Genomic DNA, 26101 nt, shown 5'->3' with positions numbered 1-26101 from the left:
AAAATGTTCATAGGATTCGATTACGGCACGGCTAACTGCTCTATTGCAGTCAGCGAAAATGGCACGCCACGTCTGTTAACGCTGGAAAATGATCAGCGCCTGCTGCCGTCAATGATCTGTGCGCCGACCCGCGAGTCGATCAGCGAATGGCTTTATCGTCATCATCAGGTGGCGACACCGGACAGCGAAACCACGGCGCTGCTGCAACGTGCCATGCGTTATAACCGCGAAGAGGATATCGAGGTCCAGCCCAACAGCGTGCAGTTCGGCCTCACCGCGCTGCAGCATTACATGGTCGACCCCGAAGATGTCTGGTTCGTTAAATCCCCCAAATCGTTCCTCGGTGCCAGCGGCCTGAAGCCGCAGCAGATCGCCCTGTTTGAAGATCTGGTCTGCGCCATGATGCTGCACATCCGTCAGCAGGGTGAAAGCCAGCTTGATCAGGCCATCGATCAGGCAGTGATCGGGCGGCCGGTCAACTTTCAGGGCTTAGGCAGCGAAGAGTCTAACCAGCAGGCAGAAGGCATTCTGCTGCGCGCCGCTCACCGCGCCGGTTTCCGTGACGTGGAGTTTCAGTTTGAACCGGTCGCCGCCGGACTCGATTTCGAAGCGACGCTGAAGCAGGAAACGACGGTTCTGGTGGTGGATATCGGCGGCGGTACGACCGACTGCTCGATGTTGCTGATGGGACCAAAATGGCGTGATAAGGCGGACCGCCGTGAAAGCCTGCTGGGTCACAGCGGTTGCCGCGTTGGCGGGAACGACCTGGATATTATGCTGACGTTTAAGACCCTGATGCCATTGCTGGGCCTGGGCGGTAACACCCTGAAAGGCACCGCGTTGCCTGCCCTGCCGTGGTGGAACGCCATCGCCATCAATGATGTTCCGGCGCAGAGTGACTTTTACAGTCCGGCCTGCGGTAAGTGGCTGCGGGATCTGGTGCGGGATGCTGAACAGGGTGACGTCGTGGCTCGCCTGCTGAAAGTGTGGCAGCAGAAGCTCAGTTACCGGCTGGTGCGCGCGGCAGAAGAGAGCAAAATTGCGCTGTCAGCCAGCCCGGCGCATACCGCCTCCCTCGACTTCATTGCCGCGGCATTAGAGACAGAGATTGGGGTGGGTCAGCTGCAGGACGCCATCAGTCAGCCGCTGGAGAAAATCCAGGAACAGGTGCAGCTCGCGCTGGCCACCAGCCAGATCAAGCCTGATGTGATCTATCTGACCGGCGGCAGTGCGCGTTCGCCACTGCTGCGCGCAGCGCTGCAGCAGACGCTGCCGGATACGCCGATTGCGGGCGGCGATGATTTCGCCTCCGTCACCGCAGGCCTGGCCCGCTGGGCGGAAGTGATGTTCCGCTAATGCGGCGCATCGATGTAAAAAAGGCTCCTCGCTTTTCCGTAAAGACAGCTCAGAATCTTAAAGCGATGGGAGCATACGCCTGTAGCAAAGCATCGCGGGCCACGGATGGCCCGCGCTGAGCCTGCCAGGGATGGCGTCTTTTGCGTCTTTGCGGAAGGCGTATGCTCCCTGAGCCTGTGCACGATCTCCCCGCAATGGTTTTAAGGATGCCGTTTTTAGCCCGCTATCAGAAGGCAATATTGGCGCTGATACCGCCGATAAACGCATCCTTCACTTCGCTCACCGCGCCCGGCGCCACCACATACTGCAGGTTAGGTCGCAGTGACATCCAGTTCGTCACTTTGGCGTTGTAGTAAACCTCATAGTTGTACTCTGAACCTTCCTGAATCGGCAGATAAGTCGGGCTGTCAAAGCGGCTCTCGCCATTGGCCTGATTCTGCTGACGCAGTGAGCGGGTATAGTCGCTGTTCACGTGGATACGCGACGCGCCCACACCAATCTCATCCTGCGGACGGGCATCGAACGGCCCTGTCCAGGTAAAGGCGATAGACTGATAGTTATCGGTCTTCGAGGTCTTATGATCGTTCATCACCGTCTGAACACGCACGCCCAGACCACGGTTCACATCGCCATCCTGCGCGGTCAGCTGTTGCTGCAATAACAGATAGCCGCCGTAAGAATGCGCCTGATCCTGATAGCCGCCGTTGCGCCAGCTGCCATAGACATCGCCATCCACTGACGAATAGTAATAACCGATGCGATAGTTACCCGGTAATTTCTCCGGCCCGAACGTCGGTTTCCAGCCCAGTTCCACCGGCACCAGATTCCCCTCGGAGTTGCTGGTATCCAGACGGAAGCCATCGCCGCGATCGTAGTTAGCGCGGTTCTGATTATAGAAACCGACCTGGAAGAAGACATCCGGCGTGATATTAAACTTAACCCGGCCGCCCCACTGCGACACCGGCCAGTTGAACCAGCGATCGCCACGCCAGTTACCCGCCTGTCCGCTGCCCAGCGCCAGGTTCTGGAACAGATTGCCATCGAAGTTGTCGAAATCTTCACCCACCGTTACCCGTCCGGCTTTGATATCGACCACATCGTTAAACAGGCCTTTGCGCAACCAGAACTGCGTCAGACGCCAGGTCTGACCGCGACCATAAACTTCCTGCACCGAGGAGAGCATACCGGTGCGTTGATCGGCGACCTGATCGGAAAGATTCTGCCCGTTACGGCTGGTGACGGTCATCTGAAACTCGGCATCCTGCCAGTCCAGCAGCTTCTGCAAATCGAAATTGGTGCCGAACGTCCACTGATCGCTGTAGCGCATGGTGGTGTTGGTATTTGCGCCGCCGCCCAGATTAGCGGCACTCTCCATGGTGTAGTTGACGTCAAACTTGATGCCGTCGTCCTGCAACTGCGTTCGGTAACCACCCCAGTCCCCAAACATCCATTCAGAGTCCGGGCTGAAAGCATCAGCGGCGATGGCCTGTGCGGAAAACATGGCCATGATCAGGGTGCCGGTTGCCACACGGCGCAGCGGAAAACGCTGTTCTGCGAGTCTGTTTTTCATCTTGCTTATTCTTATGTAAGTTACGGAAAGTGACGGGCAGAGGATAATGCTGACTAATCTTCATTTATTGTAAATACGTGCGCATAATTTCCTGAAACATCAGTTTATTAACGCATTTGTGATCGGGATCGCTGATTGGTTATTCTTCGGGCAGGGTGCGCACTTTTTAACAGGCATAAAGTAAAAAGGGGCGCTAGCGCCCCTGAAATTAGCGGCTGGCCTGGTCCAGTTGATCAATCTGTTCCGGGGTCAGCGTGAGCTGCGTTGCGCCAGTCAGATCGTCGAGCTGTTTAAGTGAGGTAGCACTGACAATCGGTGCGGTGATACCGGGCCGGGCAATCTGCCAGGCCAGCGCCACCTGCGTCGGTGTCACCTGATGCGCATCGCTAATCGCATCCAGCGCGTCAAGGATTCGCAAACCGCGCGGGTTGAGGTATTTGTCTACCACGCCCTGACCCCGTGCGCTTTTACTGGCATCCGCTGCATCACGATATTTGCCACTGAGAAAACCGCTGGCGAGGGAGTAGTAGTTGATTACGCCTAAACCGTGCGCCCTGACCACCGGCTCCAGTTCCGACTCATAGGGCTGTCGGTCATAAAGGTTGTATTCCGGTTGCAGGGTTTCATAACGCGCCAGCCCCTCCGTTTCACTGATCTGCAATGCCTCCTCAAGCCGCGCCGCGCTGTAGTTCGAGGCGCCAATAGCCCGGACTTTCCCCTCGCGAATCAGACTGTCAAAGGTGCTCAGCGTGTCCGCCAGCGGCGTGTCCTGATCGTCACGGTGCGCCTGATAGAGGTCGATGTAGTCGGTCTGTAACCTGCGCAGTGAATCTTCGACCGCCTGACGGATATATTGCGGCTTCAGCCCGGTTTTTTCCGGCGACAGTTCCATACCGACTTTAGTTGCCAGCACGATCCGATCGCGCTTGCCGCTTTTTTTCAGCCACTCACCAATAATCGTTTCCGATTCACCGCCCTTGTTACCCGGTGCCCAGCGGGAATAGACGTCGGCAGTATCAATAAACCACAGCCCTCGATCCACCAGCGCATCCAGCAGAGAAAAGGAGGAGGTTTGATCCACTGTCCAGCCAAACACGTTGCCGCCAAACGTCAGTAACGGCACCGTAATACCACTGTCACCCAACTGCCGGGTTTGATTCTGACTCATTATCTGCTCCTGATTTGCCTGACAAACGGTCTGTTTTTTAGCATAGCAAAGTCATTTCACGCCTTTATGACGATTGTGCTGCGATTAATGCAGGAACAGGCATAATTACCCCGCCCTGACAGATATCCTTATTTCCTTCAACTTCTGCCCGTCAGAGGCGACTACAATCTTTCGTTTGCAGGCTACCCATTTCATGCCTGCGCCTGGGACTACGTCACTGCTGGAGAGCATCAACAATCATGAGCACCCGACATCCTGTTATGAAGAAAACCCTGATCGTGCTGGCCCTGATCGCCGTGGCCGCTGGCGGCTACTATGCCTGGCAGCGCAATGCCCAGCCGCAGAGCAGCAGCCAGACGGATTCGCCAGCGCCACGTGGCGGCAAAGGCGGGGGTGATGGCGCGCGTCGTCCCCTCGCACCGGTTCAGGCGGCAACCGCCACCCGCCAGAGCGTGCCGCAATTCCTCAGCGGACTAGGAACGGTGACCGCTGCTAACACGGCCACGGTGCGCAGTCGGGTCAATGGCGACCTGCTGGCGATCCACTTCACCGAAGGCCAGCAGGTTAACGCAGGCGATCTGCTGGCAGAAGTCGACCCGCGGCCTTATCAGGTGGCGTTAACCCAGGCTCAGGGCCAGCTGGCGAAAGATCAGGCGACGCTGGCGAATGCCCGTCGCGACCTGGCACGCTTCGAGAAGCTGGCAAAAACCTCGCTGGTGTCGCAACAGGAGCTGGACACTCAGCGCTCACTGGTGAGTGAAACGCTCGGCACCCTGAAAGCAGATGAGGGCGGCGTTGCCAGTGCACAGCTTAATCTGACCTACAGCCGGATCACCGCGCCGATTACTGGCCGGGTCGGGCTGAAACAGGTGGATGTTGGCAACTATGTCACCAGCGGCGACACCACCGGTATCGTGGTGATCACCCAGACGCACCCGATTGATGTGGTTTTTACCCTGGCAGAAAACAGCATCAGTTCGATTCTGCAGGCGCAGAAAAGCGGCCAGCCGTTGCTGGTGGAGGCCTGGGATCGCAGTAATCAGAATCTGATCGCCAGCGGCAAACTGCTGAGCCTCGACAACCAGATTGATGTCACTACCGGCACCATCAAAATCAAAGCGCGTTTTGATAATCAGGACGACACGCTGTTCCCTAACCAGTTCGTCAATGTGCGACTGAAGGTCAACACCCTGCAGGATGCAGTGGTCATTCCGCCTGCCGCATTACAGATGGGCAATGAGGGCCACTTTGTCTGGGTGGTGAACAGTGACAACAAGGTCAGCAAGAAAAGTGTGATGGCCGGCCTGCAGGATAGTGAAAAAGTCGTGATCAGCGCCGGTCTGGAGGCGGGTGAACGCGTGGTGACAGACGGGCTGGATCGCCTGACCGAAGGCGCGAAAGTTGAGGTGGTCGCGCCGCAGAGCAATGCTCCGCGCGCTACCCGCGCGACCCTGCCGTCAAAAGGAGAGCGTGAGTAATGCAGGTCATGCCTCCCGATCATAGTGGCGGGCCGTCACGCCAGTTTATTCTGCGCCCGGTCGCCACCACGCTGTTGATGATTGCGATTTTGCTGGCCGGGATACTGGGCTACCGCTTCCTGCCAGTCTCGGCGCTGCCCGAAGTCGACTATCCGACCATCCAGGTCGTCACGCTCTATCCGGGTGCCAGCCCGGATGTGGTCACCTCCTCTATCACCGCCCCGCTTGAGCGCCAGTTTGGTCAGATGTCTGGGCTGAAACAGATGGCGTCGCAAAGCTCCGGCGGTGCCTCGGTCGTAACGCTGCAGTTCCAGCTGACGCTGCCGCTGGATGTGGCCGAGCAGGAGGTGCAGGCGGCCATCAACTCAGCGACCAACCTGCTGCCCAACGACCTGCCTAATCCGCCGGTCTACAGCAAAGTGAATCCTGCCGATCCACCGATCATGACGCTGGCCGTTACCACGCGCAGCATGCCGCTGACGCAGGTGCAGGACATGGTGGAAACGCGTGTCGCACAGAAAATCTCTCAGGTCAGCGGCGTCGGGCTGGTGACGCTTTCGGGTGGCCAGCGTCCGGCGGTGCGGGTGAAGATGAATGCGCAGGCGCTGGCGGCGCTGGGTCTGACCAGCGAAACGGTGCGGACTGCCATCAGCAATGCCAACGTCAATTCTGCCAAAGGCAGCCTGGATGGCCCGACCCGCTCCGTCACCCTGTCAGCCAATGACCAGATGAAATCGGCGGAAGATTATCGCCAGTTGATCATCAGCTATAAAAATGGTGCGCCGGTACGTCTGGGTGATGTCGCGACCATCGAACAGGGAGCCGAAAACAGCTGGCTCGGAGCCTGGGCCAACCGCGATGCGGCGATTGTGCTCAACGTTCAGCGTCAGCCTGGCGCCAATATCATCGCCACGGCGGATAATATCCGTGCCATGCTGCCCGCCCTGACCGCCGCCCTGCCAAAGTCGGTAGACGTTAAACTGCTCACCGACCGCACCACCAATATTCGCGCTTCAGTGAACGACACGCAGTTTGAGCTGATGCTGGCGATGGCGCTGGTCGTGATGATCATCTATCTGTTTCTGCGCAACGTGCCCGCCACGCTGATCCCGGCGGTGGCGGTCCCGCTTTCGCTGATTGGCACCTTTGCGGCGATGTACTTCCTCGGCTTTTCCATCAATAACCTGACGCTGATGGCGCTGACCATCGCCACCGGCTTCGTGGTCGATGATGCCATCGTGGTGATTGAGAACATCTCACGCTATATCGAGAAAGGGGAAAAGCCGCTGACCGCCGCGCTGAAAGGGGCCGGAGAAATTGGCTTCACCATCATCTCCCTGACCTTCTCGCTGATTGCGGTGCTGATCCCGCTGCTGTTTATGGGCGACGTGATTGGCCGCCTGTTCCGGGAATTTGCCGTCACGCTGGCGGTAGCGATTCTGATTTCAGCGGTGGTGTCACTGACCCTGACGCCGATGATGTGCGCCAGGATGCTGAGCGCAGAGTCGCTGCGCAAACAGAACCGCTTTTCGCGGGCCAGTGAAGCGATGTTTGATCGTATCGTCGCCACCTACGGTCGTGGCCTGAGCCGGGTGCTGAATCACCCCTGGCTGACGCTGTCGGTGGCGCTGGGCACGCTGGTCCTGACGCTGCTGCTGTGGATGGTGATCCCGAAAGGCTTTTTCCCGCAGCAGGACAACAGCATTATTCAGGGTACGCTGCAGGCCCCGCAGTCGGTCTCCTACGCCAGTATGGCGCAGCGCACCCGCGATGTTGCCTCCATCATTATGAAAGATCCGGCGGTTGAGAGCATGACCTCGTTTGTCGGCGTGGATGGCACCAATGCTTCGCTGAACAGCGCGCGGCTGCAGATCAACCTCAAGCCGCTGGATCAGCGCGACGACCGGATTCCTGCTATACAGCAGCGCCTGCAACAGCAGGTCAGTGCGGTGCCAGGCGTGCAGCTGTGGCTGCAGGCGGTGCAGGATCTCACCATTGATACCCAGGCGAGCCGCACACCGTATCAGTTCACACTGCAATCGGGTTCACTGTCGTCGCTCAGCACCTGGGTTCCGGCCCTGCTGACCCGGCTCAGCACCCTGCCACAGCTGCGCGATGTCAGCAGTGACTGGCAGGATCAGGGGCTGGAAGCCTATGTCAACGTGGACCGCGACAGTGCCAGCCGCCTCGGCATCAGCATGGCGGACGTCGATAACGCGCTGTATAACGCCTTTGGGCAGCGGCTGATCTCCACCATCTATACCCAGGCGAATCAGTATCGTGTGGTGCTGGAGCAGGATAATAACGCCACGCCCGGGCTGGCGAGTCTGGATGCGATTCGCCTGAACAGCAGCGACGGCGGCAGCGTGCCGCTGAGTGCGATTGCCCGCATCGAGCAGCGCCACACGCCGCTTAGCATTAACCATCTCGACCAGTTCCCCTCGGCGACCTTCTCGTTCAATGTGGCTGACGGCTATTCGCTGGAAGATGCGGTAAAAGCCGTTTCCCAGGCGGAAGCGGAGCTTGGCATGCCTGCCGAGCTGATGACCCAGTTCCAGGGCAGCACGCTGGCCTTTGAGGCGGCGCTCAGCAGCACGGTCTGGCTGATTGTGGCGGCCATTGTGGCGATGTACATCGTGCTGGGCGTGCTTTATGAGAGCTTTATTCACCCGATCACCATTCTCTCGACGCTGCCCACCGCGGGCGTCGGCGCGCTGCTGGCGCTCATGCTCAGCGGCAATGAGCTGGATATCGTGGCGATTATCGGCATCATCCTGCTCATCGGCATCGTGAAAAAGAACGCTATCATGATGATCGACTTTGCGTTGGCGGCGGAGCGTGAACAGGGTATGAAGCCTTATGATGCGATCTATCAGGCCTGCCTGCTGCGCTTCCGCCCGATTCTGATGACCACGCTGGCGGCCCTGCTCGGCGCGTTGCCACTGATGCTCAGCACCGGCGTCGGGGCCGAACTGCGTCATCCGCTGGGCATTGCCATGGTCGGCGGACTGATTCTGAGTCAGGTGCTGACGCTGTTCACCACACCGGTGATCTACCTGCTGTTTGATCGGCTGGCGCACGCCACCCGTCGCCGCTTTGGCCGCACGGAGGCCGCAGAGTGAAGTTCTTTGCCCTGTTCATCAACCGGCCCGTCGCGACGACCCTTCTGACGCTGGCCATCGCCCTGGCGGGCATGCTGGGTTTCCGGCTGCTGCCAGTGGCGCCGCTGCCGCAGGTCGATTTCCCGGTGATCGTTATCTCGGCGTCGCTGCCAGGTGCCTCACCGGAGATTATGGCGTCGTCGGTGGCCACGCCGCTGGAGCGCTCGCTGGGACGCATCGCGGGCGTCAGTGAAATGACCTCAACCAGTTCGCTGGGCAGCACCCGCATCATTCTGGTGTTCGATTTTGATCGCGACATTAACGGCGCGGCGCGCGATGTGCAGGCCGCGATCAACGCGGCGCAAAGCCTGCTGCCCACCGGCATGCCGTCGCGTCCCACTTATCGCAAAGTGAACCCTTCCGATGCGCCGATTATGATCATGACGCTGACCTCGGATACCTACAATCCCGGTCAGCTCTATGATTACGCCTCGACCCAGTTGGCACAAAAACTGTCACAGATCGAGGGCGTGGGCGACGTCACCGTGGGCGGCAGTTCGTTGCCTGCGGTGCGTGTGGCGCTCAATCCGCAGGCGCTGTTTAATCAGGGCGTGTCGCTGGATGCGGTGCGCACCGCGATCTCGAACGCCAACCAGCGTCGGCCGCAAGGCGCACTGGACGACGCGCAGCAGCGCTGGCAGTTGCGTACCAATGATGCGCTGCAGACTGCCCGTGAGTATCAGCCGCTGGTGGTGCACTACAATAATGGCGCAGCGGTGAAGCTGTCAGATGTGGCGACCGTCGAGGATTCAGTGCAGGACGTGCGTAACGCCGGGATGTCGCGCGGTAAACCGGCGGTGCTGCTGCTGATCCGCAAAACGCCTGAAGCCAACGTCATTGATACGGTGGACCGCATCCGCGCCGAAATGCCACTGCTGCATGAGGTGATCCCCGCCGCCATCGATCTGCAGATTGCTCAGGATCGCTCGCCTACCATTCGCGCCTCGCTGCATGAAGTGGAGCAGTCTCTGTTAATCGCCGTGGCGCTGGTGATTCTGGTGGTGTTTGTGTTCCTGCGCTCCGGTCGTGCCACGCTGATCCCCGCCGTCGCCGTGCCGGTTTCGCTGATCGGCACCTTTGCCGCGATGTACCTGTGCGGCTTCAGCCTGAATAACCTCTCGCTGATGGCGCTGACCATCGCCACCGGCTTTGTGGTGGATGATGCGATCGTGGTGCTGGAGAACATTGCCCGGCATGTCGAAGCGGGCATGAAACCGCTGGCCGCCGCGCTGAAAGGGGTACGGGAAGTCGGCTTTACCGTGCTGTCGATGAGCCTGTCGCTGGTTGCCGTGTTCCTGCCGCTGCTGATGATCGGCGGGCTGATTGGCCGTTTCTTCTCTGAGTTTGCCATTACGCTGTCGGTGTCGATTGTTATCTCGCTGTTTATCTCCATCACCCTGACACCAATGATGTGCGCGTATCTGCTGAAGCCGCACGGGCCACGCAGCCAGCCCCGCCGGCGCGGCGCGGGTCGGCTGCTGATGGCGATACAGCAGGGGTATGGTCGTTCGCTTAACGTGGTGCTGAACCATGCTCGCTGGGTCATGCTGCTGTTTTTCGCCACCATCTTCCTGACCGGCTGGCTGTTTGTTCATATTCCGAAAACTTTTATGCCGGAACAGGATACCGGGCGGCTCTCCGGCTTTATCTCTGCTGACCAGAGCATTTCGTTTCAGGCAATGCGCAGTAAGCTGCAGGATTTTATGGAGATTGTCGGCGCCGATCCCGCTGTTGACAGCGTAGTGGGCTTTACCGGTGGCATGCGTACCAACAGCGGCTCAATGTTTATCTCCCTGAAACCGCTGTCAGAGCGCAAAGAGAGTGCCGTGGAGATCATCGCGCGGTTGCGCACAAAGCTGGCAAAAGAGCCGGGTGCCAGCCTCTACCTGAATGCGGTGCAGGATCTGCGGGTCGGTGGCCGGGAGTCGAATGCTGGTTATCAGTATTCACTGCTGTCAGACGATCTCGCCGCCCTGCGAACGTGGGAGCCGAAAATCCGTGAGGCATTTTCTGCCCTGCCGCAGCTGGCGGACGTGAACTCCGATCAGCAGGATAAAGGCAGCGAGATGGCGCTGACCTATGACCGCGAAAGCATGGCGCGGCTCGGTATCGACGTCTCTCAGGCTAATGCCCTGCTGAATAACGCCTTTGGTCAGCGTCAGATCTCTACCATCTATCAGCCGCTTAACCAGTACAAAGTGGTGATGGAGGTCGATCCACGCTACACCCAGGATATCAGCGCCCTGTCGCAGATGTTCGTAATTAACAGCGAAGGCAAAGCGATACCGCTGTCGTGGTTCGCCCACTGGCAGCCAGCGAATGCGCCGCTGTCGGTGAACCACGAAGGGCTGTCGGCGGCATCGACCATCTCCTTTAACCTGCCAGAGGGTGTGTCGCTGTCACAGGCGTCGGAGGCGATTGAACGCACCATGACGGCGATCGGCGTACCATCCAGCGTGCGTGGCAGCTTTGCCGGAACCGCGCAGGTGTTTCAGCAGTCGCAGAGCAGCCAGCTCTGGCTGATGCTGGCGGCGATAGCGGCGGTCTATATCGTGCTGGGCATCCTCTATGAGAGCTATGTGCATCCGCTGACCATTCTCTCAACCCTGCCCTCGGCGGGTGTGGGGGCGCTGCTGGCGCTGGAACTGTTTGATACGCCCTTCAGCCTGATCGCGCTAATCGGGATTCTGCTGCTGATCGGTATCGTGAAAAAGAACGCCATCATGATGGTCGACTTTGCACTGGAGGCCGAACGCAACGGCCAGCTCAACGCGCGGGAGGCGATATTCCAGGCCTGCCTGTTGCGCTTCCGGCCGATTATGATGACCACGCTGGCAGCGCTGTTTGGCGCGCTGCCGCTGGTGCTGAGCAGCGGCGACGGTGCTGAACTGCGCCAGCCGCTGGGGATTACCATAGCGGGCGGCCTGGTGATGAGTCAGTTGCTGACGCTCTACACCACGCCGGTTGTCTATTTAATGATGGATAAGCTGCGGCGCAGAAAACGCCCGCTGGCCGCCGCACAGCAGCCGTAATGGGTCTGGCTGCAACGGACGGCGGATGTGACGCCTTGACCGGGGGAATTGATGACTACGCAAAGCACTAACGTCCGCTGGCAACTGTGGATTGTTGCCATCGGTTTCTTTATGCAGACGCTGGATACCACCATCGTCAATACCGCGATCCCGTCGATGGCACACGACCTGGGCGTCAGCCCGCTGCACATGCACTCGGTGATCGTCTATTACGTGCTGACGGTGGCCGTGATGCTGCCGGTCAGCGGCTGGCTGGCGGATCGCTTTGGCGTGCGCAACATCTTCTTCTGCGCGATTGTGCTGTTCAGCCTGGGTTCGCTGCTGTGCGCCATCTCCGGCACGCTGGATCAGCTGGTGCTGTCGCGCGTGGTTCAGGGGATTGGCGGAGCCATGATGGTGCCGGTGGGTCGTCTGACGGTAATGAAGATCGTGCCGCGCGAACAGTACATGTCGGCCATGACCTTTGTGACCCTCCCCGGCCAGATTGGTCCGTTGCTGGGTCCGGCGCTGGGCGGTGTGCTGGTGGAGTACGCCAGCTGGCACTGGATCTTTCTGATTAATATCCCGGTTGGCATTGCAGGCGCTATCGCCACCCTGATACTGATGCCCAACTACCGCATGCAGACGCGCCGCTTTGATTTCGGTGGTTTCATCCTGCTGGCTGCCGGGATGGCTACTCTGACACTGGCGCTGGATGGTCAGCGCAGCAGCGGCGGTTCGCCATTGCTGCTGGGTGCCATGATCCTCACTGGCATGTTATCTCTGCTGTTTTACCTGATGCATGCGCGCGGCAATGATAACGCCCTGTTCAGCCTGAAGCTGTTTGATAATCGCGTTTACTCTATTGGCCTGCTCGGCAGTTTTACCGGCCGCATCGGCAGCGGCATGCTGCCCTTTATGACGCCAATCTTTCTGCAGCTCGGCATGGGCTACAGCCCGTTTCACGCCGGTCTGATGATGATTCCGATGGTGCTGGGCAATATGGGAATGAAGCGCATTGTGGTGCGCATCGTCAATCTCTATGGCTACCGTAATGTGCTGGTGATATCGACCATAGCGCTGGCGCTGGTGGTCCTGCTGTTCCCAGTGGTGGCGCTCATGGGCTGGGTCTGGCTGCTGCCGCTGGTGCTGTTTCTGCAGGGCATGGTCAACGCCATTCGCTTCTCTTCGATGAATACCCTGACGCTGAAGGAGTTGCCGGATGAGCTGGCCTCCAGCGGCAACAGTCTGCTGTCGATGATTATGCAGCTGTCGATGAGTATTGGCGTCACCGTGGCCGGGCTGCTGCTGGGCGCGTTTGCCCAGGAGAGCGCAGCAAACAGCGTAGCGGAGCACCAGATGTTTATTTATACCTACCTTTGCATGTCGCTGATTATCATCCTGCCCGCGCTGGTGTTCTGGCGCGTCCCGCCACAGGTAAGTACCAACGTTGATCTGCGACGCCGGAGAAAAAAATGAGAGTTAACCTGCGCCTGGGCATCGGGGCCAAACTGTTTATGGCGATTTTCGCCACCTGCATGCTGGTGCTGATCACCATGCACTGGGGCGTTCGCCTCAGTTTCGAACATGGCTTTGTCGACTACATCAAGCGCGGCAACGAGCAGCGATTAAATCTGCTCAGCGATGCGCTGGCCGATCAGTATGAGCAACACGGTAACTGGGATTTTCTGCGCCACAACGATCGGCTGATCTTCACCATGCTGCGTTCGCTGGAGCAGAATCCTGACAGCAGCAGTCAGCTGCCGCCACACGGCTGGCGCACCCAGTTCTGGGTCCTCGATCAGCAATATAAAGTGATGGTCGGACCGCCGGGGCCGGTGCCCCCGGAAGGTACAAGACGCAATATCACGACCAGTACCGGTAAGGTGGTTGGCTGGGTGATCGGCTCGCCGCCAGAACGGCTGACGCGCAGTACCGATATTAACTTTGATCAACAGCAGCGGCGCACCAGCTGGATTATCGTGGGGCTGTCAACGCTGCTGGCGGCGCTGGCGACCTGGCTGATGGCGCGGGGCCTGCTGGCGCCGGTTAAGCGGCTGGTCGATGGCACGCATCATCTGGCGGCCGGCAATTTTGCCACCCGCGTTGAGGTCAGCAGCCGGGATGAGCTGGGCCAGCTGGCCGGTGACTTTAACCTGCTGGCCAGCTCGCTGGAGAAAAACGAAAGCATGCGCCGCGCCTTTATGGCCGATATCTCCCATGAGCTGCGCACGCCGCTGGCGATCCTCCGCGGTGAATTGGAAGCGATGCAGGATGGCGTACGCAAACTGACGCCAGACGCAATCGCCTCACTGCAGAGTGAAGTCGTGGTGCTGACCAAGCTGGTAGAAGACCTGCATCAGCTGTCGCTGTCGGACGTGGGTGCCCTTGCCTACCGCAAGCAGGCGACCGATCTGGTGCAGCTGCTGGAAGTGACCGCTGGCAGCTTTGCCGAACGTTATCGCGCGCACGGCCTGACGCTGAAGCTGAATCTGCCCGACAACGCGCCTTTCTTCGGCGATCCCGACCGCCTGATGCAGCTGTTCACCAACCTCCTTGAGAACAGCCTGCGCTACACCGACAGCGGTGGACGGGTTGAAGTGACGCTGAAGTATGAAGCCCCCCACTGGCACATTGAGTTTGATGACAGCGCACCGGGCGTAGACAGAGAACATCAGGTGCAGATTTTTGAGCGCTTTTTCCGCACCGAAGGCTCGCGCAATCGCGCAAGCGGCGGTTCGGGCCTGGGCCTGGCCATCTGTAAAAATATCGCAGATGCGCACGGCGGCGACATTCATGCGGCGCACTCTGATTTAGGTGGATTGAAAATCGCGCTACACTTGCGCTATGTTCCCCCTGTGTAGACGCTTATGAGCCAGGAAAACCACGACCCGCTGATTCTGGTGGTCGAAGATGAGCCGAAACTGGCGCAGCTGATGATCGATTATCTGCACGCCTCGAACTACCGTACCCATCACATCGCCGACGGCAATGCGGTGCTGGAGTATGTGCGCCAGACGCCACCCGACCTGATGCTGCTGGATTTGATGCTGCCGGGCACTGATGGCTTAACGCTGTGCCGCGAAATCCGTCGTCATTCCGAACTGCCGATTATTATGGTCACCGCCCGCACCGAAGAGATTGATCGGCTGCTGGGGCTGGAGCTGGGCGCGGATGACTACATCTGCAAACCCTTCAGCCCGCGTGAAGTGGTGGCGCGGGTGAAAACGATTCTTCGCCGGGTCAAACGTTCAGCGGAAGAGCCGCAAAGCGCCTCGTTACTGCGGGTTGATGAGAGCCGCTTCTTCGCCAGCTGGCGCGAAAAGCCGCTGGATCTTACTCCGGCGGAGTTCAGGCTGCTGAAAACCCTGTCGCTGGAACCGGGCAAGGTTTTTTCACGCGAACAGCTGCTCAATCATCTCTATGATGACTATCGCGTGGTCACGGATCGCACCATCGACAGCCATATCAAGAATCTGCGGCGCAAGCTGGAGAATCTTGACAGCGAGCAACCCTTTATCCGTGCGGTCTACGGCATGGGCTATCGCTGGGAAGCCGACGCCTGTCATTTGATCTAGTTTGATCCCGATCAATTTACTTCCCTTTTCTCACTGCCTACAATTCCGCACCTTTTGCAGGGCTTAGAGCTTATCCTAGTAGGCGTAATTGTTGCAGGCAGTCTGGACACGGACAGCGCGGAACAACCGGAGCGTACACGTAGTACGTGAGGATTGTGAGCACTGCCCAGGTTCAGACTGACAAATAAAATAGCCGAATGGGATAGGCTCTTAACGGCCCTGCACCTGCCGCTTAAGGCGGCATACTGACCTGACATCAGTGAGAACATCATGAAACCCGAACTGCTTTCCCCCGCCGGCACGCTGAAAAACATGCGTTATGCCTTTGCTTATGGCGCCGATGCTGTCTATGCTGGCCAGCCACGCTACAGCCTGCGGGTGCGCAACAACGAATTTACCCACGAGAACCTCGCGCTGGGCATCAACGAAGCGCATGCGCTGGGCAAAAAATTCTACGTGGTGGTAAACATTGCGCCGCACAACGCCAAGCTGAAAACCTTTATTCGTGACTTAACGCCGGTGGTGGCGATGCAGCCTGACGCACTGATCATGTCCGATCCCGGCCTGATTATGCTGGTGCGTGAGGCTTTCCCGACGATGCCGATTCACCTGTCAGTACAGGCCAATGCGGTCAACTGGGCCACGGTAAAATTCTGGCAGCAGATGGGGCTGAGCCGGGTGATTCTGTCACGCGAGCTGTCACTGGAGGAGATCGCTGAGATCCGCCAGCAGGTGCCGGAGATGGAGCTGGAAGTGTTTGTTCATGGTGCGCTCTGTATGGCCTATTCCGGTCGCTGTCTGCTGTCGGGCTATATGAACAAACGCGATCCGAATCAGGGCACCTGCACCAACGCCTGCCGCTGGGAGTATAAAGTGGCGGAAGGCCAGCAGGATGAAGTGGGGAATATCGTCGGTATTCATGAGCCCATCCCGGTACAGGATGTGACGCCCACGCTGGGTATCGGTCAGCCCACCGACAAGGTATTTCTGCTGGAAGAGAAGATGAAGCCGGGTGAGGTGATGAGCGCGTTCGAAGATGAACACGGCACCTACATCATGAACTCGCGGGATCTGCGCGCAGTGGCACACGTGGAGCGGCTCAGCGAGATGGGCGTGCATTCGCTGAAAATTGAAGGACGCACCAAGTCCTATTACTACTGCGCCCGCACCGCTCAGGTTTATCGCCGGGCGATTGACGATGCCGCGGCCGGTAAGCCGTTTGACCCCTCACTGCTGTTAACGCTGGAAGGCCTGGCGCATCGTGGTTATACCGAAGGCTTCCTGCGCCGTCATACTCACGACAGCTACCAGAATTATCAGCAGGGTTTTTCGGTCTCGGATCGCCAGCAGTTTGTCGGTGAATTTACCGGCGAGCGTCGGGGCGAATGGGCGGAAGTGGCTGTGAAGAACAAGTTTATGCTGCACGATAGCGTGGAGATCATGACGCCCGAAGGCAACCTGAATGGCCAGCTGGATGCCCTGCAGAATGCGCGTGGCGAACCCACTGAGGTTGCACCCGGCGATGGCCATCGCGTCTGGCTGCGTGTGCCGGAAGAGGTCGATCTGCGTTTTGCGCTGCTGTTGCGCAATTTTGATCACGGCGAAGATACCCGTGATCCTCATAATCGTTTACTAACGGAAACAATTTGAGGAAATCAGAACAGGATCACAGACCCCTGCGCAGCGCTGCTTTATAGTCCCGCCTGCTGCTAACGAGTAACAACAAACGGCAGATTTACCAGGAACCACCTCATTTACCCGCCCGGCTCCCCCGTGCGGGTTTTCTTTTTTCTCTCTTTCGCCAATAATTTACTGCTGGCAGCTGTGCTATACATTCCCTTCTTACTCTGTAGATCTTCAAGGAACGCAAAATGGACAATAAACCGCTTACGCTGCTCATCCTGAATGGGAAAGGCGCGGGTAATGATGATCTGCGCGAAGCCATTACCACCCTGCGTGAAGAAGGCTTCGACATTGCGGTGCGTGTCACGTTTGAAAAAGGCGATGGCGACAGGTACGTCAGAGAGGCGTTTGTGCTGCAGGCGGAGACCGTCGTAGCCGGTGGCGGCGATGGCACCATTAATGAGGTTGCCACTGCGCTGGCGGCATCAGATGCCGATCATCGCCCGGTGCTGGGCATCCTGCCGCTGGGCACTGCCAACGACTTTGCCACCAGCGTCGGTATTCCGGAAGAGATGGAACCGGCATTGCGACTGGCGATTCAGGGCAAAGCGCATGCCATCGATCTGGCCAGAGTGAACCAGAGCCACTACTTCATCAATATGGCGACGGGCGGATTTGGCACCCGCATCACCACAGAAACACCGGAAAAGCTGAAATCGGCGCTGGGCGGTGTCTCCTACTTTATTCACGGCCTGATGCGCATGGATACGCTGAAACCTGATACCTGCGAGATCAGCGGTCCCGATTTCGCCTGGCAGGGTGATGCACTGGTTATCGGTATTGGTAACGGGCGTCAGGCGGGCGGCGGTCAGCGCTTATGCCCTGGTGCGCTGATCAACGATGGCCGGCTTGACGTCAGTATTGTCACCGCGCAGGAGCTGCTGCCGACGCTGCTGCACTCGTTGACCGGCGACGATGACAACCCCGGCATCGTCACCACGCAGCTGGAGTCGCTGACGATTCGCTCTCCACACGAGATGACCTTTAACCTGGATGGTGAACCGCTCTCCGGGCGTGAATTCGTGATTGAGGTGATGGCGGGCGCGCTGAGCTGTCGCCTGCCGCCGCAGTGTGAACTCCTATCCTGAGTATGGGTCAGAGGGCGAAAGCCCCTTCAGATTTCTGACAAACTCACAGCTGAACGAATTTAGCAGCAACGCATTAGCTTAAAGCGTAGGGAACACGGGCAGAGGAGGAAAGCGTCCCGCGTCAGGGACGGCGCGGGCCGAGCATGCCAGGGATGGCGGCTTTTGCGACTTTCCGATCTGACTGTGTTCCCTTCGTCGGCTGGGTCTTACAGCCAGCAGGGGCAGACGCTGTCAATAACCTTAAGAGGGCGAAAGCCCCTTTTTCACGCTGGCCGCCCGTCGTTTTACTACCACGTCGCCCTTTTTGTCGCCAAATAATACGCCAGTTCATTACCCCCTTTCGCCCCAGGAAACAGTCTGTGACTGGCTTCACAACTCTGCCAGACTAACTTGTATGGTAGTATTAAACAGCGTACTTTTTCATCATTGAACGCTGACTGAAAGGCAACCAGGATGAAAATTGTTAAGGCGGAAGTATTCGTAACCTGCGCAGGCAGAAACTTTGTTACCGTGAAGATCACCACCGATCAGGGGCTGACCGGCGTGGGTGATGCCACGCTGAATGGCCGAGAACTGCCGGTCGCCTCCTACCTGAAAGATCACGTCTGCCCGCAGCTGATTGGCCGCGATGCGCATCAGATCGAAGACATCTGGCAATACTTCTATAAAGGCGCTTACTGGCGTCGTGGCCCGGTTACTATGTCTGCGATCTCGGCTGTCGATATGGCGCTGTGGGATATCAAAGGTAAAGCCGCCAACATGCCGCTCTACCAGCTGCTGGGCGGCGCTTCACGCACCGGCGTGATGGTCTATTGCCACACCACCGGCCACTCCATTGACGAAGTGATGGATGACTACGCGAAGCACAAAGAGTTGGGCTTCAAAGCGATTCGTGCGCAGTGCGGCGTGCCGGGCATGAAAACCACCTACGGCATGGCAAAAGGTAAAGGCCTGGCCTACGAACCTGCGACCAAAGGTAACTGGCCGGAAGAGCAGCTCTGGTCAACCGAGAAATACCTCGATTTTACGCCAACGTTGTTTGAGGCGATCCGCGACAAGTTTGGTTTCGATGAGCATCTGCTGCATGACATGCACCATCGCCTGACGCCGATTGAAGCGGCACGTTTCGGCAAAAGCGTGGAAGATTATCGTCTGTTCTGGATGGAAGATCCGACGCCTGCTGAGAATCAGGAATGCTTCCGTCTGATTCGCCAGCACACCGTCACGCCGATTGCGGTAGGCGAAGTGTTCAACAGCATCTGGGATTGTAAGCAGCTGATTGAAGAGCAGCTGATCGACTACATCCGCACCACTATCACCCACGCGGGCGGCATTACCGGGATGCGTCGTATCGCTGATTTTGCGTCACTCTATCAGGTGCGTACCGGCTCGCACGGTCCTTCGGATCTCTCCCCTGTCTGCATGGCGGCTGCGCTGCACTTTGACCTCTGGGTACCGAACTTCGGCGTGCAGGAGTACATGGGCTTTTCCGAACAGATGATGGAACTGTTTGATGCTAACTGGACCTTTGACCAGGGCTACATGCATCCAGGCGACAAGCCGGGCCTCGGCATTGATTTCAACGAGAAACTGGCGGCGAAATATCCCTATGAACCTGCCTATCTGCCGGTCGCCCGTCTTGAAGATGGCACCCTGTGGAACTGGTAAGGAGAACCCCATGAAAAGCGTAGTGATTGAACAGCCGGGTGAACTGGTGTTAGCTGAACGTCCACTGCCACAACCCGCGGCGGGCGAAGTCCGGGTTAAAGTGGCCTATGCCAGCATCTGTGGCTCTGACGTGCATATCTGGCACGGTCATAACCCGTTCGCGAAATATCCGCGAGTGATTGGTCATGAATTTTTTGGCGTGATCGATGCGGTGGGTGACGGTGTCGACGCGGCACGACTGGGCCAGCGCGTCGCGGTCGATCCGGTGGTAAGCTGCGGTCACTGCTATCCCTGCTCGGTAGGCCGTCCCAATGTCTGTACCACCCTGCAGGTGATTGGTGTGCACCGCGACGGCGGCTTCAGCGAGTATGCGCTGGCCCCGGCTAAAAATGCCTGGCACCTGCCGGACGCGATTCCCGATAAGCTCGCCAGCCTGATCGAGCCTTTCACTATCGCAGCCAACATCACGGCGTTTCTCAAGCCGCAGCCGGATGATGTGGCGCTGATTTATGGCGCCGGCCCGATGGGGCTCACCGCCATTCAGGTGCTGAAGGGCGTCTATCAGGTGAAAAAGGTGATGGTGGTAGATCGCCTGCCGGAACGTCTGGCGCTGGCTGAGCAGAGCGGTGCCGATCAGCTGTTTGATAATAGCGAAATCCCGTTAGCGGCTCAGCTTGAGGGCGTGCAGCCCACGCTGATTATCGACGCGGCCTGCCATCCCTCCATTTTGGCAGAAGCCGCCGCCCTCGCCTCACCGGCCGCGCGCATCGGTCTGCTGGGCTTCTCCGGCGAACCGTGCGCCATTACCCAGCAAAGCCTGACCAGCAAAGAGCTGTCGCTGTTTACCTCACGTCTTAACAGCAACCGCTTCCCGCAGGTAATTGAATGGATGGAAAAGGGGTTAATCCAGCCAGAGAAGCTGGTCACCCACTACTTCCCGCTGCAGGAGATTGAACGCGCGATGACCCTGTTCGAAAAAGATCCGCGCACCTGCTGCAAAGTGATCCTTCAGATGGGTTAATGCCCGCTGAACACCAGGTGTCCTCTGCCGGTGTGTACCCGCCGGCATAATTAAAAAGATAAAACAGATCACGGAGTTTGTATGTTCAAGAATCTGCGCTGGACCCTCGTTTTGCTGCTGTTCCTGGTTTACATGATCAATTACCTCGATCGTGTTGCCCTGTCTCTGACCGTGCCGCTGGTTGAAAAAGATCTGGCGATTAATGCTGAGCAGTTCGGCATGATCTTCGGCAGCTTCTTCTTCGGCTACGCTCTGTTTAACTTTGTCGGTGGCCTCGCCACTGACCGCTATGGCCCCAAAATCGTGCTGGCCGTGGCCGTGGGTGCCTGGTCCATTTTCTGCGGTATGACGGCGCTGGCTACCGGCTTCTGGTCGCTGCTGATCCTGCGAGTGCTGTTCGGCATGGCTGAAGGCCCGATCTGCTCTTCGGCTAACAAGGCGATTAATGGCTGGTTCCCGAAGAAGCAGGCCGCCACGGCGATGGGCTTACTGAGTGCCGGATCACCGCTGGGCGGCGCGGTAGCCGGTCCGATCATCGGCTATCTGGCCCTGGCCTACGGCTGGCGTCCGGCCTTTGTGATCGTCTGCTGTATCGGTCTGGTATGGATGGCGTTCTGGCTCTTCTTTGCCGCTGATAATCCGGCGAAAAGCAAACTGGTCACCGAAAAAGAGCGTCTGCTGATCGATCGCCTGAAAGCCACCAGCCCGAATGACGAGGTCGACCTGTCTGAAACGCCGCATCCGTTTGGTTACTACCTGCGCCAGCCGATTATCCTGGTCACGGCGTTTGCCTTCTTCTGCTACAACTACATCCTGTTCTTCTTCCTGAGCTGGTTCCCGGCCTATCTGGTGCAGGCGCACGGCCTGGATATCAAATCGATGAGCATCACCACCATGATCCCGTGGATCGTCGGTTTCGTTGGCCTGGCGCTGGGTGGCTGGATCTCTGACAGAATCTTTAATATCACCGGCAAACTGTTGTTGTCCCGCAAAATTGTGCTGGTGGTCTCACTGCTGGCAGCCGCAATTTGTGTGGCACTGGCGGGTACGATAAAAGAGGTGGTTCCCGCCGTGATGATGATGTCGGTGTCCATTTTCTTTCTCTACATCACCGGCGCGATCTACTGGGCGATTATTCAGGATGTGGTGCACAAGAGCCGTATTGGCAGCATCAGCGGTTTTATCCATCTGGTGGGGAGCCTCTCCGGCATCATCGGGCCGATCGTCACCGGCTTTATTGTTCAGCACACCGGTAAGTTCGATAGCGCCTTTATCCTGGCGGGTTGTGTCGCCGCGCTGGGGGCTTTCCTGGTGCTGTTTGTGATTCGCAGTCCAAAACCTGAGGATAAACCGGTTTCGGTCTGAGTGTTGTTCCGCTAACAGAATGATGATTTTGGGGCGCTTTGCGCCCCGTTTGCCATAAGGACGGACTATGTTACAGATTGATCGCCTGCCCGCTGAGGTCCGGCGCCCCGCTTACGACCGCAGCCAGTTAAAAACCCGCATGGTGCATATCGGTTTTGGTGCGTTTCATCGCGCCCATCAGGCACTCTGCAGCGATAAGCTGGCTGAACAGGGCAGCGACTGGGGATACTGCGAAGTGAACCTCAACAGCGGCGCGCTGATTCACGCCCTGCGTGAGCAGCATCTGCTCTATACCCTGACAGAGGTGGCCGATGATTCCCTGCATACCCGGGTGATTGGTGTCATCACACAGGCGCTGCACGGTAAAAGTGACGGTATTGAGGCGGTGATTAACGCCATGAGTCAGCCTGAAGTGGCGATTGTCTCCATGACCGTCACTGAAAAAGGCTACTGCCATCAGCCCGCCAGTGGCAATTTAAATCCCGATCATCCCGATATCGTCCATGATCTGCAGCATCCGGATGCGCCGCGCTCGCTACCGGGTCTTATTCTGGCCGCGATCCGCCGCCGCCGTGACCTGGGGTTACCTGCCTTCAGCGTGATGTCCTGTGACAACATGCCGGAAAATGGTCACGTCACCCGTAATGTGATTGTGCAACTGGCCCGGCAGCAGGATCCGGAACTGGCAGAGTACATTCAGCAGCACATGACCTTCCCCTCAACCATGGTGGATCGCATCGTTCCGGCGATGACCGATGCGGCGTTTGCGGCCCTGAGCGCGCGCCTGGGTTCCAGCGACCCGGTTGCGGTTGAAGCGGAACCCTTCTTCCAGTGGGTTATTGAAGATAACTTCGTCAATGGTCGTCCGGCGTGGGAAAAGGCGGGCGCAGAACTGGTCAGTGATGTCCTGCCCTACGAAGAGATGAAACTGCGCATGCTGAATGGCAGCCACTCTTTCCTGGCTTACCTCGGCTTCCTGGCAGGTTATGAGTACATCAGCGACTGCATGGCCGATCCCCATTTCCGTGCCGCCGCACGCTCCCTGATGATCGATGAGCAGGCACCCACACTGCGCACCCAAGGCGTGGATCTCAATGCCTATGCCGACTCGCTGATCGCCCGTTATGAAAACCGAGCGATTAAACATCGCACCGGACAGATTGCCACTGACGGTACCCAGAAACTGCCACAGCGTATGCTCGACAGCCTGCGCTGGCACCTGCAGCGCGGCAGTGACTGCGATTTGCTGCTGCTGGGCATAGCGGGCTGGATGCGCTATGTCGGTGGCGTTGATGAACAGGGTCAGCCGATTGAGATCCGTGATCCGATGAAAGCGCAGCTTGCAGAGTGCGTTGCCGCCAGCGAAGAGGGTGAGGCTCGCGTACGGGCATTACTCGCCATCCGCGAAGTCTTCGGCGAGGATCTGGCGCAGAATGGCGACGTGGTCGCCCGGCTGACGGCCTGGTATCAGCAACTCACCACCCAGGGCGCACGAGCTACAGTGCATCAGTACCTGAACCGCAGCTAATGCTGCGGTCACAAAGCACTGGCGCAGGCGCAGTACCCTGATTAGACTGACACTTTCCCATCGTGCTGGCCTGTGCCAGCCGTAATATGGATATTGCTGCATGTCGATCGCCTATACCATTACTACCAGCGAACCGGTAAATCAGCAGATTTACCGTTATCTGCGCAAAGATATTGTCACCTGCGCAATTCAGCCAGGTTCGCTGCTCTCTGAAAAAGAGGTCTCCGCACGCTTCAACGTTTCGCGCCAGCCGGTGCGTGAAGCGTTCATTAAGCTGGCTGAAGCCGGACTGGTACAGGTATTGCCGCAGCGCGGCACCTTCGTGCGCAAAATCTCCGCTAAGCGTGTCGCGGATGGCCGTTTTATCCGTGAGGCGGTGGAAGTGTCGGTAGTGCGGCGGGCAGCGTTGGAGATTGACGATCCTGCTCTGATGGCGCTGGAACACAATCTGCAGTTGCAGCGCATGGCCGCCGGACGGCATGACAGCCAGGCTTTCCTCACTCTGGATGATGAGTTTCATCGCCTGATCGCTGAAAGCATTGACTGCAAGCTTGCCTGGGAGACGGTGGAAAACATAAAAGCGGCCATGGACCGGGTGCGGTTTCTGACGCTGAGTGAAGTCTCACCACCGGAGAGGCTGATTGAGCAGCATGAAGAGATTTTTGCCGCGCTGAAGCGCCATGATGCCGATGCCGCCGAAGCAGCGATGCGCCGTCACCTGCAGGAGATGATTTTCTCAATCACCCCGATTGCCGAGCGCAACAGCGCCTGGTTTGAAGCCCCCTGAAACTGAAACTGCCCGCACTGCCTGAATACCAGGTCGATGCGGGCCTTCGCCTTTACCACCATTGGTGAAAATGGTGCACCGGTCCAATCCCCTTTCCGACCTCCAGCGAATCCGCCTTTAACAGCGCCTGCTGCAACCAGTTTTTGGCTTCCTCAATCGTCTCTGCCCAGTCAGCATGGCGCGGACGTAACGCGGCTAAGGCGGCCGACAGCGTGCAACCGGTGCCATGGGTATGACGGGTATGCACGCGTGGCATGCTGAATCGCTGTTCTGCTGAGTGAGTAATCAGCCAGTCCGGACTCTCCGCCGCCGCCAGATGACCACCCTTCATCAGCACCGCCTGACAGCCAAGTGCCAGCAAGGCCCGTCCCTGCTCGCGCATCTCCGCCTCATCGGTGGCGATAGCGCAATCCAGCAATGCCGCCGCTTCCGGCAGATTTGGCGTGATGAGCGACACCTGCGGTAATAACTGCTCACGTACGCTGGCCACGGCGTCTGGCGGGAGCAGCGCATCGCCACTTTTCGCGACCATCACCGTATCCAGCACCACAAACGGGATCTCAGCACGCCTCAGCCGGGCCGCAACCTGTTCCACAATGGCCGTTTCAGAAAGCATGCCGATTTTTGCGCTGTCGATACGCACGTCATCCAGTACCGAATCGAGCTGGGCGGCAACAAAGTTCGGTTCAATGCGATAAACCGACTGCACGCCCTGCGTGTTCTGCGCCACCAGTGCGGTAATCACACTGGTGCCGTAGGCGCCCAGGGCAGAGAAAGTTTTCAGATCGGCCTGAATGCCTGCGCCACCGCTGGGATCGGTACCGGCAATCGTCAGAGCATTAATGCGCTTCATGCTCCACCTCCAGCGTCCAGAGTGCATCAATAAATGCTGTGGCAAAGCTGCCCGGCCCGGCTGCCTGCGCCGCTGCCTTTTCCCCCGCCAGGGCCATGACCTGACAGGCGGCCGCCACATTCATCAGCCGATCGCCCGGCAGAGCACTGAATCCCGCCACTACGGCAGAGAGCGCGCAGCCGGTTCCGACCACGCGCGTCATTAACGGGCTTCCGCCGCTGATGGCGAGGATTCGCTGACCGTCGGTGGCATAGTCCACTTCGCCGGTGACAATGACCAGCGAATGCCAGGTCTCAGCGAGTTGCTGTGCCGCATCGAGTGCTGCATCCGCCTGATGCAGCGTATCAACACCGCGCCCGCCACTGGCCTGCTGCGCCAGCGCCAGAATCTCTGACGCATTACCGCGGATCACCGCCGGTTGCTGGCTGAGCAGCTGCTGACAGAAGTCACTGCGCAGCGTCAGCGCGCCGACGGCGACCGGATCGAGTGTCCAGGGGGTTCCCGCCTCACTGGCGGCGGTGACGGCAGCCTGCATCGTCTGCTGACGCTCACGGGTTAAGGTGCCGACGTTAATCAGCAACGCATCGGCAAAGCGGCTGAACTGTGCCGCTTCGTCAGCATCGATCACCATTGCTGGTGAGGCGTTGAGTGCCAGCAGGACGTTGGCAGTGAAGTTCTGGACCACGTCATTGGTCATGCAGTGCACCAGCGGTGACTGACGGCGGAAAGTGTGCAAAACGGGCGCGAAGTGCGCAGCAGAAAGGTGTTGAGATTGATGTGTCATCG

At 58.4% G+C, this 26101-nt stretch carries 18 protein-coding genes; 14 read left to right on the top strand and 4 right to left on the bottom strand.

Annotation, left to right across the window (positions count from 1 at the left end; translation table 11 throughout):
• Positions 1-3 precede the first annotated feature (3 nt).
• Positions 4-1356 (top strand): molecular chaperone, encoded by a 1353-nt coding sequence (gene yegD / locus IBT54_RS14435; RefSeq protein WP_201252349.1) that lies wholly within the window; start codon positions 4-6, stop codon positions 1354-1356.
• Positions 1357-1582: 226 nt separating this feature from the next.
• Here yegD and IBT54_RS14430 read toward each other — a convergent pair whose 3' ends face one another.
• Both IBT54_RS14430 and IBT54_RS14425 read right to left on the bottom strand, forming a co-directional pair.
• Positions 1583-2926: a carbohydrate porin gene (locus IBT54_RS14430; protein ID WP_201252348.1), complete on the bottom strand. Its 1344-nt coding sequence runs from the start codon at positions 2924-2926 to the stop codon at positions 1583-1585.
• A 208-nt stretch (positions 2927-3134) separates the two neighbouring features.
• On the bottom strand, positions 3135-4094 hold the full coding sequence (locus IBT54_RS14425; protein ID WP_201252347.1) for an aldo/keto reductase: 960 nt from the start codon (positions 4092-4094) through the stop codon (positions 3135-3137).
• 239 nt (positions 4095-4333) lie between these two features.
• On the opposite strand from IBT54_RS14425, the gene IBT54_RS14420 reads away from it, so the two are divergent.
• The 13 genes from IBT54_RS14420 (at position 4334) to IBT54_RS14360 (ending at position 24462) form a co-directional block, all read left to right on the top strand.
• Entirely contained in the window at positions 4334-5572 is a 1239-nt protein-coding gene (locus tag IBT54_RS14420; protein ID WP_095706901.1) for an MdtA/MuxA family multidrug efflux RND transporter periplasmic adaptor subunit, read from the top strand.
• Positions 5572-8694, top strand: a complete 3123-nt coding sequence (locus tag IBT54_RS14415; RefSeq protein WP_013358479.1) for an MdtB/MuxB family multidrug efflux RND transporter permease subunit — start codon at positions 5572-5574, stop codon at positions 8692-8694. The genes IBT54_RS14420 and IBT54_RS14415 overlap by 1 nt, the downstream gene beginning before the upstream one ends.
• On the top strand, positions 8691-11765 hold the full coding sequence (gene mdtC / locus IBT54_RS14410) for a multidrug efflux RND transporter permease subunit MdtC (RefSeq protein WP_201252346.1): 3075 nt from the start codon (positions 8691-8693) through the stop codon (positions 11763-11765). Before IBT54_RS14415 ends, mdtC begins: the two co-directional genes overlap by 4 nt.
• A gap of 51 nt (positions 11766-11816) precedes the next feature.
• A complete protein-coding gene (locus IBT54_RS14405; RefSeq protein ID WP_201252345.1) occupies positions 11817-13223 on the top strand; it encodes an MFS transporter in 1407 nt (468 codons plus the stop codon).
• Positions 13220-14608: a two-component system sensor histidine kinase BaeS gene (gene baeS, locus IBT54_RS14400; RefSeq protein WP_033783671.1), complete on the top strand. Its 1389-nt coding sequence runs from the start codon at positions 13220-13222 to the stop codon at positions 14606-14608. Before IBT54_RS14405 ends, baeS begins: the two co-directional genes overlap by 4 nt.
• A gap of 6 nt (positions 14609-14614) precedes the next feature.
• Entirely contained in the window at positions 14615-15322 is a 708-nt protein-coding gene (gene baeR / locus IBT54_RS14395) for a two-component system response regulator BaeR (RefSeq protein ID WP_013358483.1), read from the top strand.
• 267 nt (positions 15323-15589) lie between these two features.
• On the top strand, positions 15590-16972 hold the full coding sequence (yegQ, locus tag IBT54_RS14390) for a tRNA 5-hydroxyuridine modification protein YegQ (RefSeq protein ID WP_201252390.1): 1383 nt from the start codon (positions 15590-15592) through the stop codon (positions 16970-16972).
• A 221-nt stretch (positions 16973-17193) separates the two neighbouring features.
• Positions 17194-18093, top strand: a complete 900-nt coding sequence (gene yegS / locus IBT54_RS14385) for a lipid kinase YegS (protein WP_201252344.1) — start codon at positions 17194-17196, stop codon at positions 18091-18093.
• A 453-nt stretch (positions 18094-18546) separates the two neighbouring features.
• Entirely contained in the window at positions 18547-19761 is a 1215-nt protein-coding gene (gene manD, locus IBT54_RS14380) for a D-mannonate dehydratase ManD (RefSeq protein ID WP_095706894.1), read from the top strand.
• 10 nt (positions 19762-19771) lie between these two features.
• Positions 19772-20782, top strand: coding sequence for a Zn-dependent oxidoreductase (locus IBT54_RS14375; RefSeq protein WP_201252343.1), 1011 nt, complete (start codon positions 19772-19774; stop codon positions 20780-20782).
• Positions 20783-20863: 81 nt separating this feature from the next.
• The gene (locus IBT54_RS14370) at positions 20864-22147 is read left to right on the top strand and encodes an MFS transporter (protein WP_033733262.1); all 1284 of its coding nucleotides are present in this window, start codon (positions 20864-20866) and stop codon (positions 22145-22147) included.
• Positions 22148-22214: 67 nt separating this feature from the next.
• Positions 22215-23675 carry a mannitol dehydrogenase family protein gene (locus IBT54_RS14365; RefSeq protein WP_201252342.1) on the top strand — a complete coding sequence of 487 codons (1461 nt, stop codon included), beginning with the start codon at positions 22215-22217 and terminating at the stop codon, positions 23673-23675.
• Positions 23676-23775: 100 nt separating this feature from the next.
• On the top strand, positions 23776-24462 hold the full coding sequence (locus IBT54_RS14360; protein ID WP_095706891.1) for a GntR family transcriptional regulator: 687 nt from the start codon (positions 23776-23778) through the stop codon (positions 24460-24462).
• Between the two features lie 52 nt (positions 24463-24514).
• Here IBT54_RS14360 and thiD read toward each other — a convergent pair whose 3' ends face one another.
• Positions 24515-25315 (bottom strand): bifunctional hydroxymethylpyrimidine kinase/phosphomethylpyrimidine kinase, encoded by an 801-nt coding sequence (gene thiD, locus IBT54_RS14355; RefSeq protein WP_201252341.1) that lies wholly within the window; start codon positions 25313-25315, stop codon positions 24515-24517.
• Complete coding sequence (gene thiM / locus IBT54_RS14350) at positions 25302-26099, bottom strand: hydroxyethylthiazole kinase (protein ID WP_201252340.1); 798 nt, start codon at positions 26097-26099, stop codon at positions 25302-25304. Before thiM ends, thiD begins: the two co-directional genes overlap by 14 nt.
• Positions 26100-26101: the final 2 nt, after the last annotated feature.

It is taken from the genome of Pantoea sp. S62, from assembly GCF_016658625.1.
GTDB lineage: Bacteria > Pseudomonadota > Gammaproteobacteria > Enterobacterales > Enterobacteriaceae > Pantoea > Pantoea vagans.
This window is presented reverse-complemented; position numbering and strand designations above follow the sequence as displayed.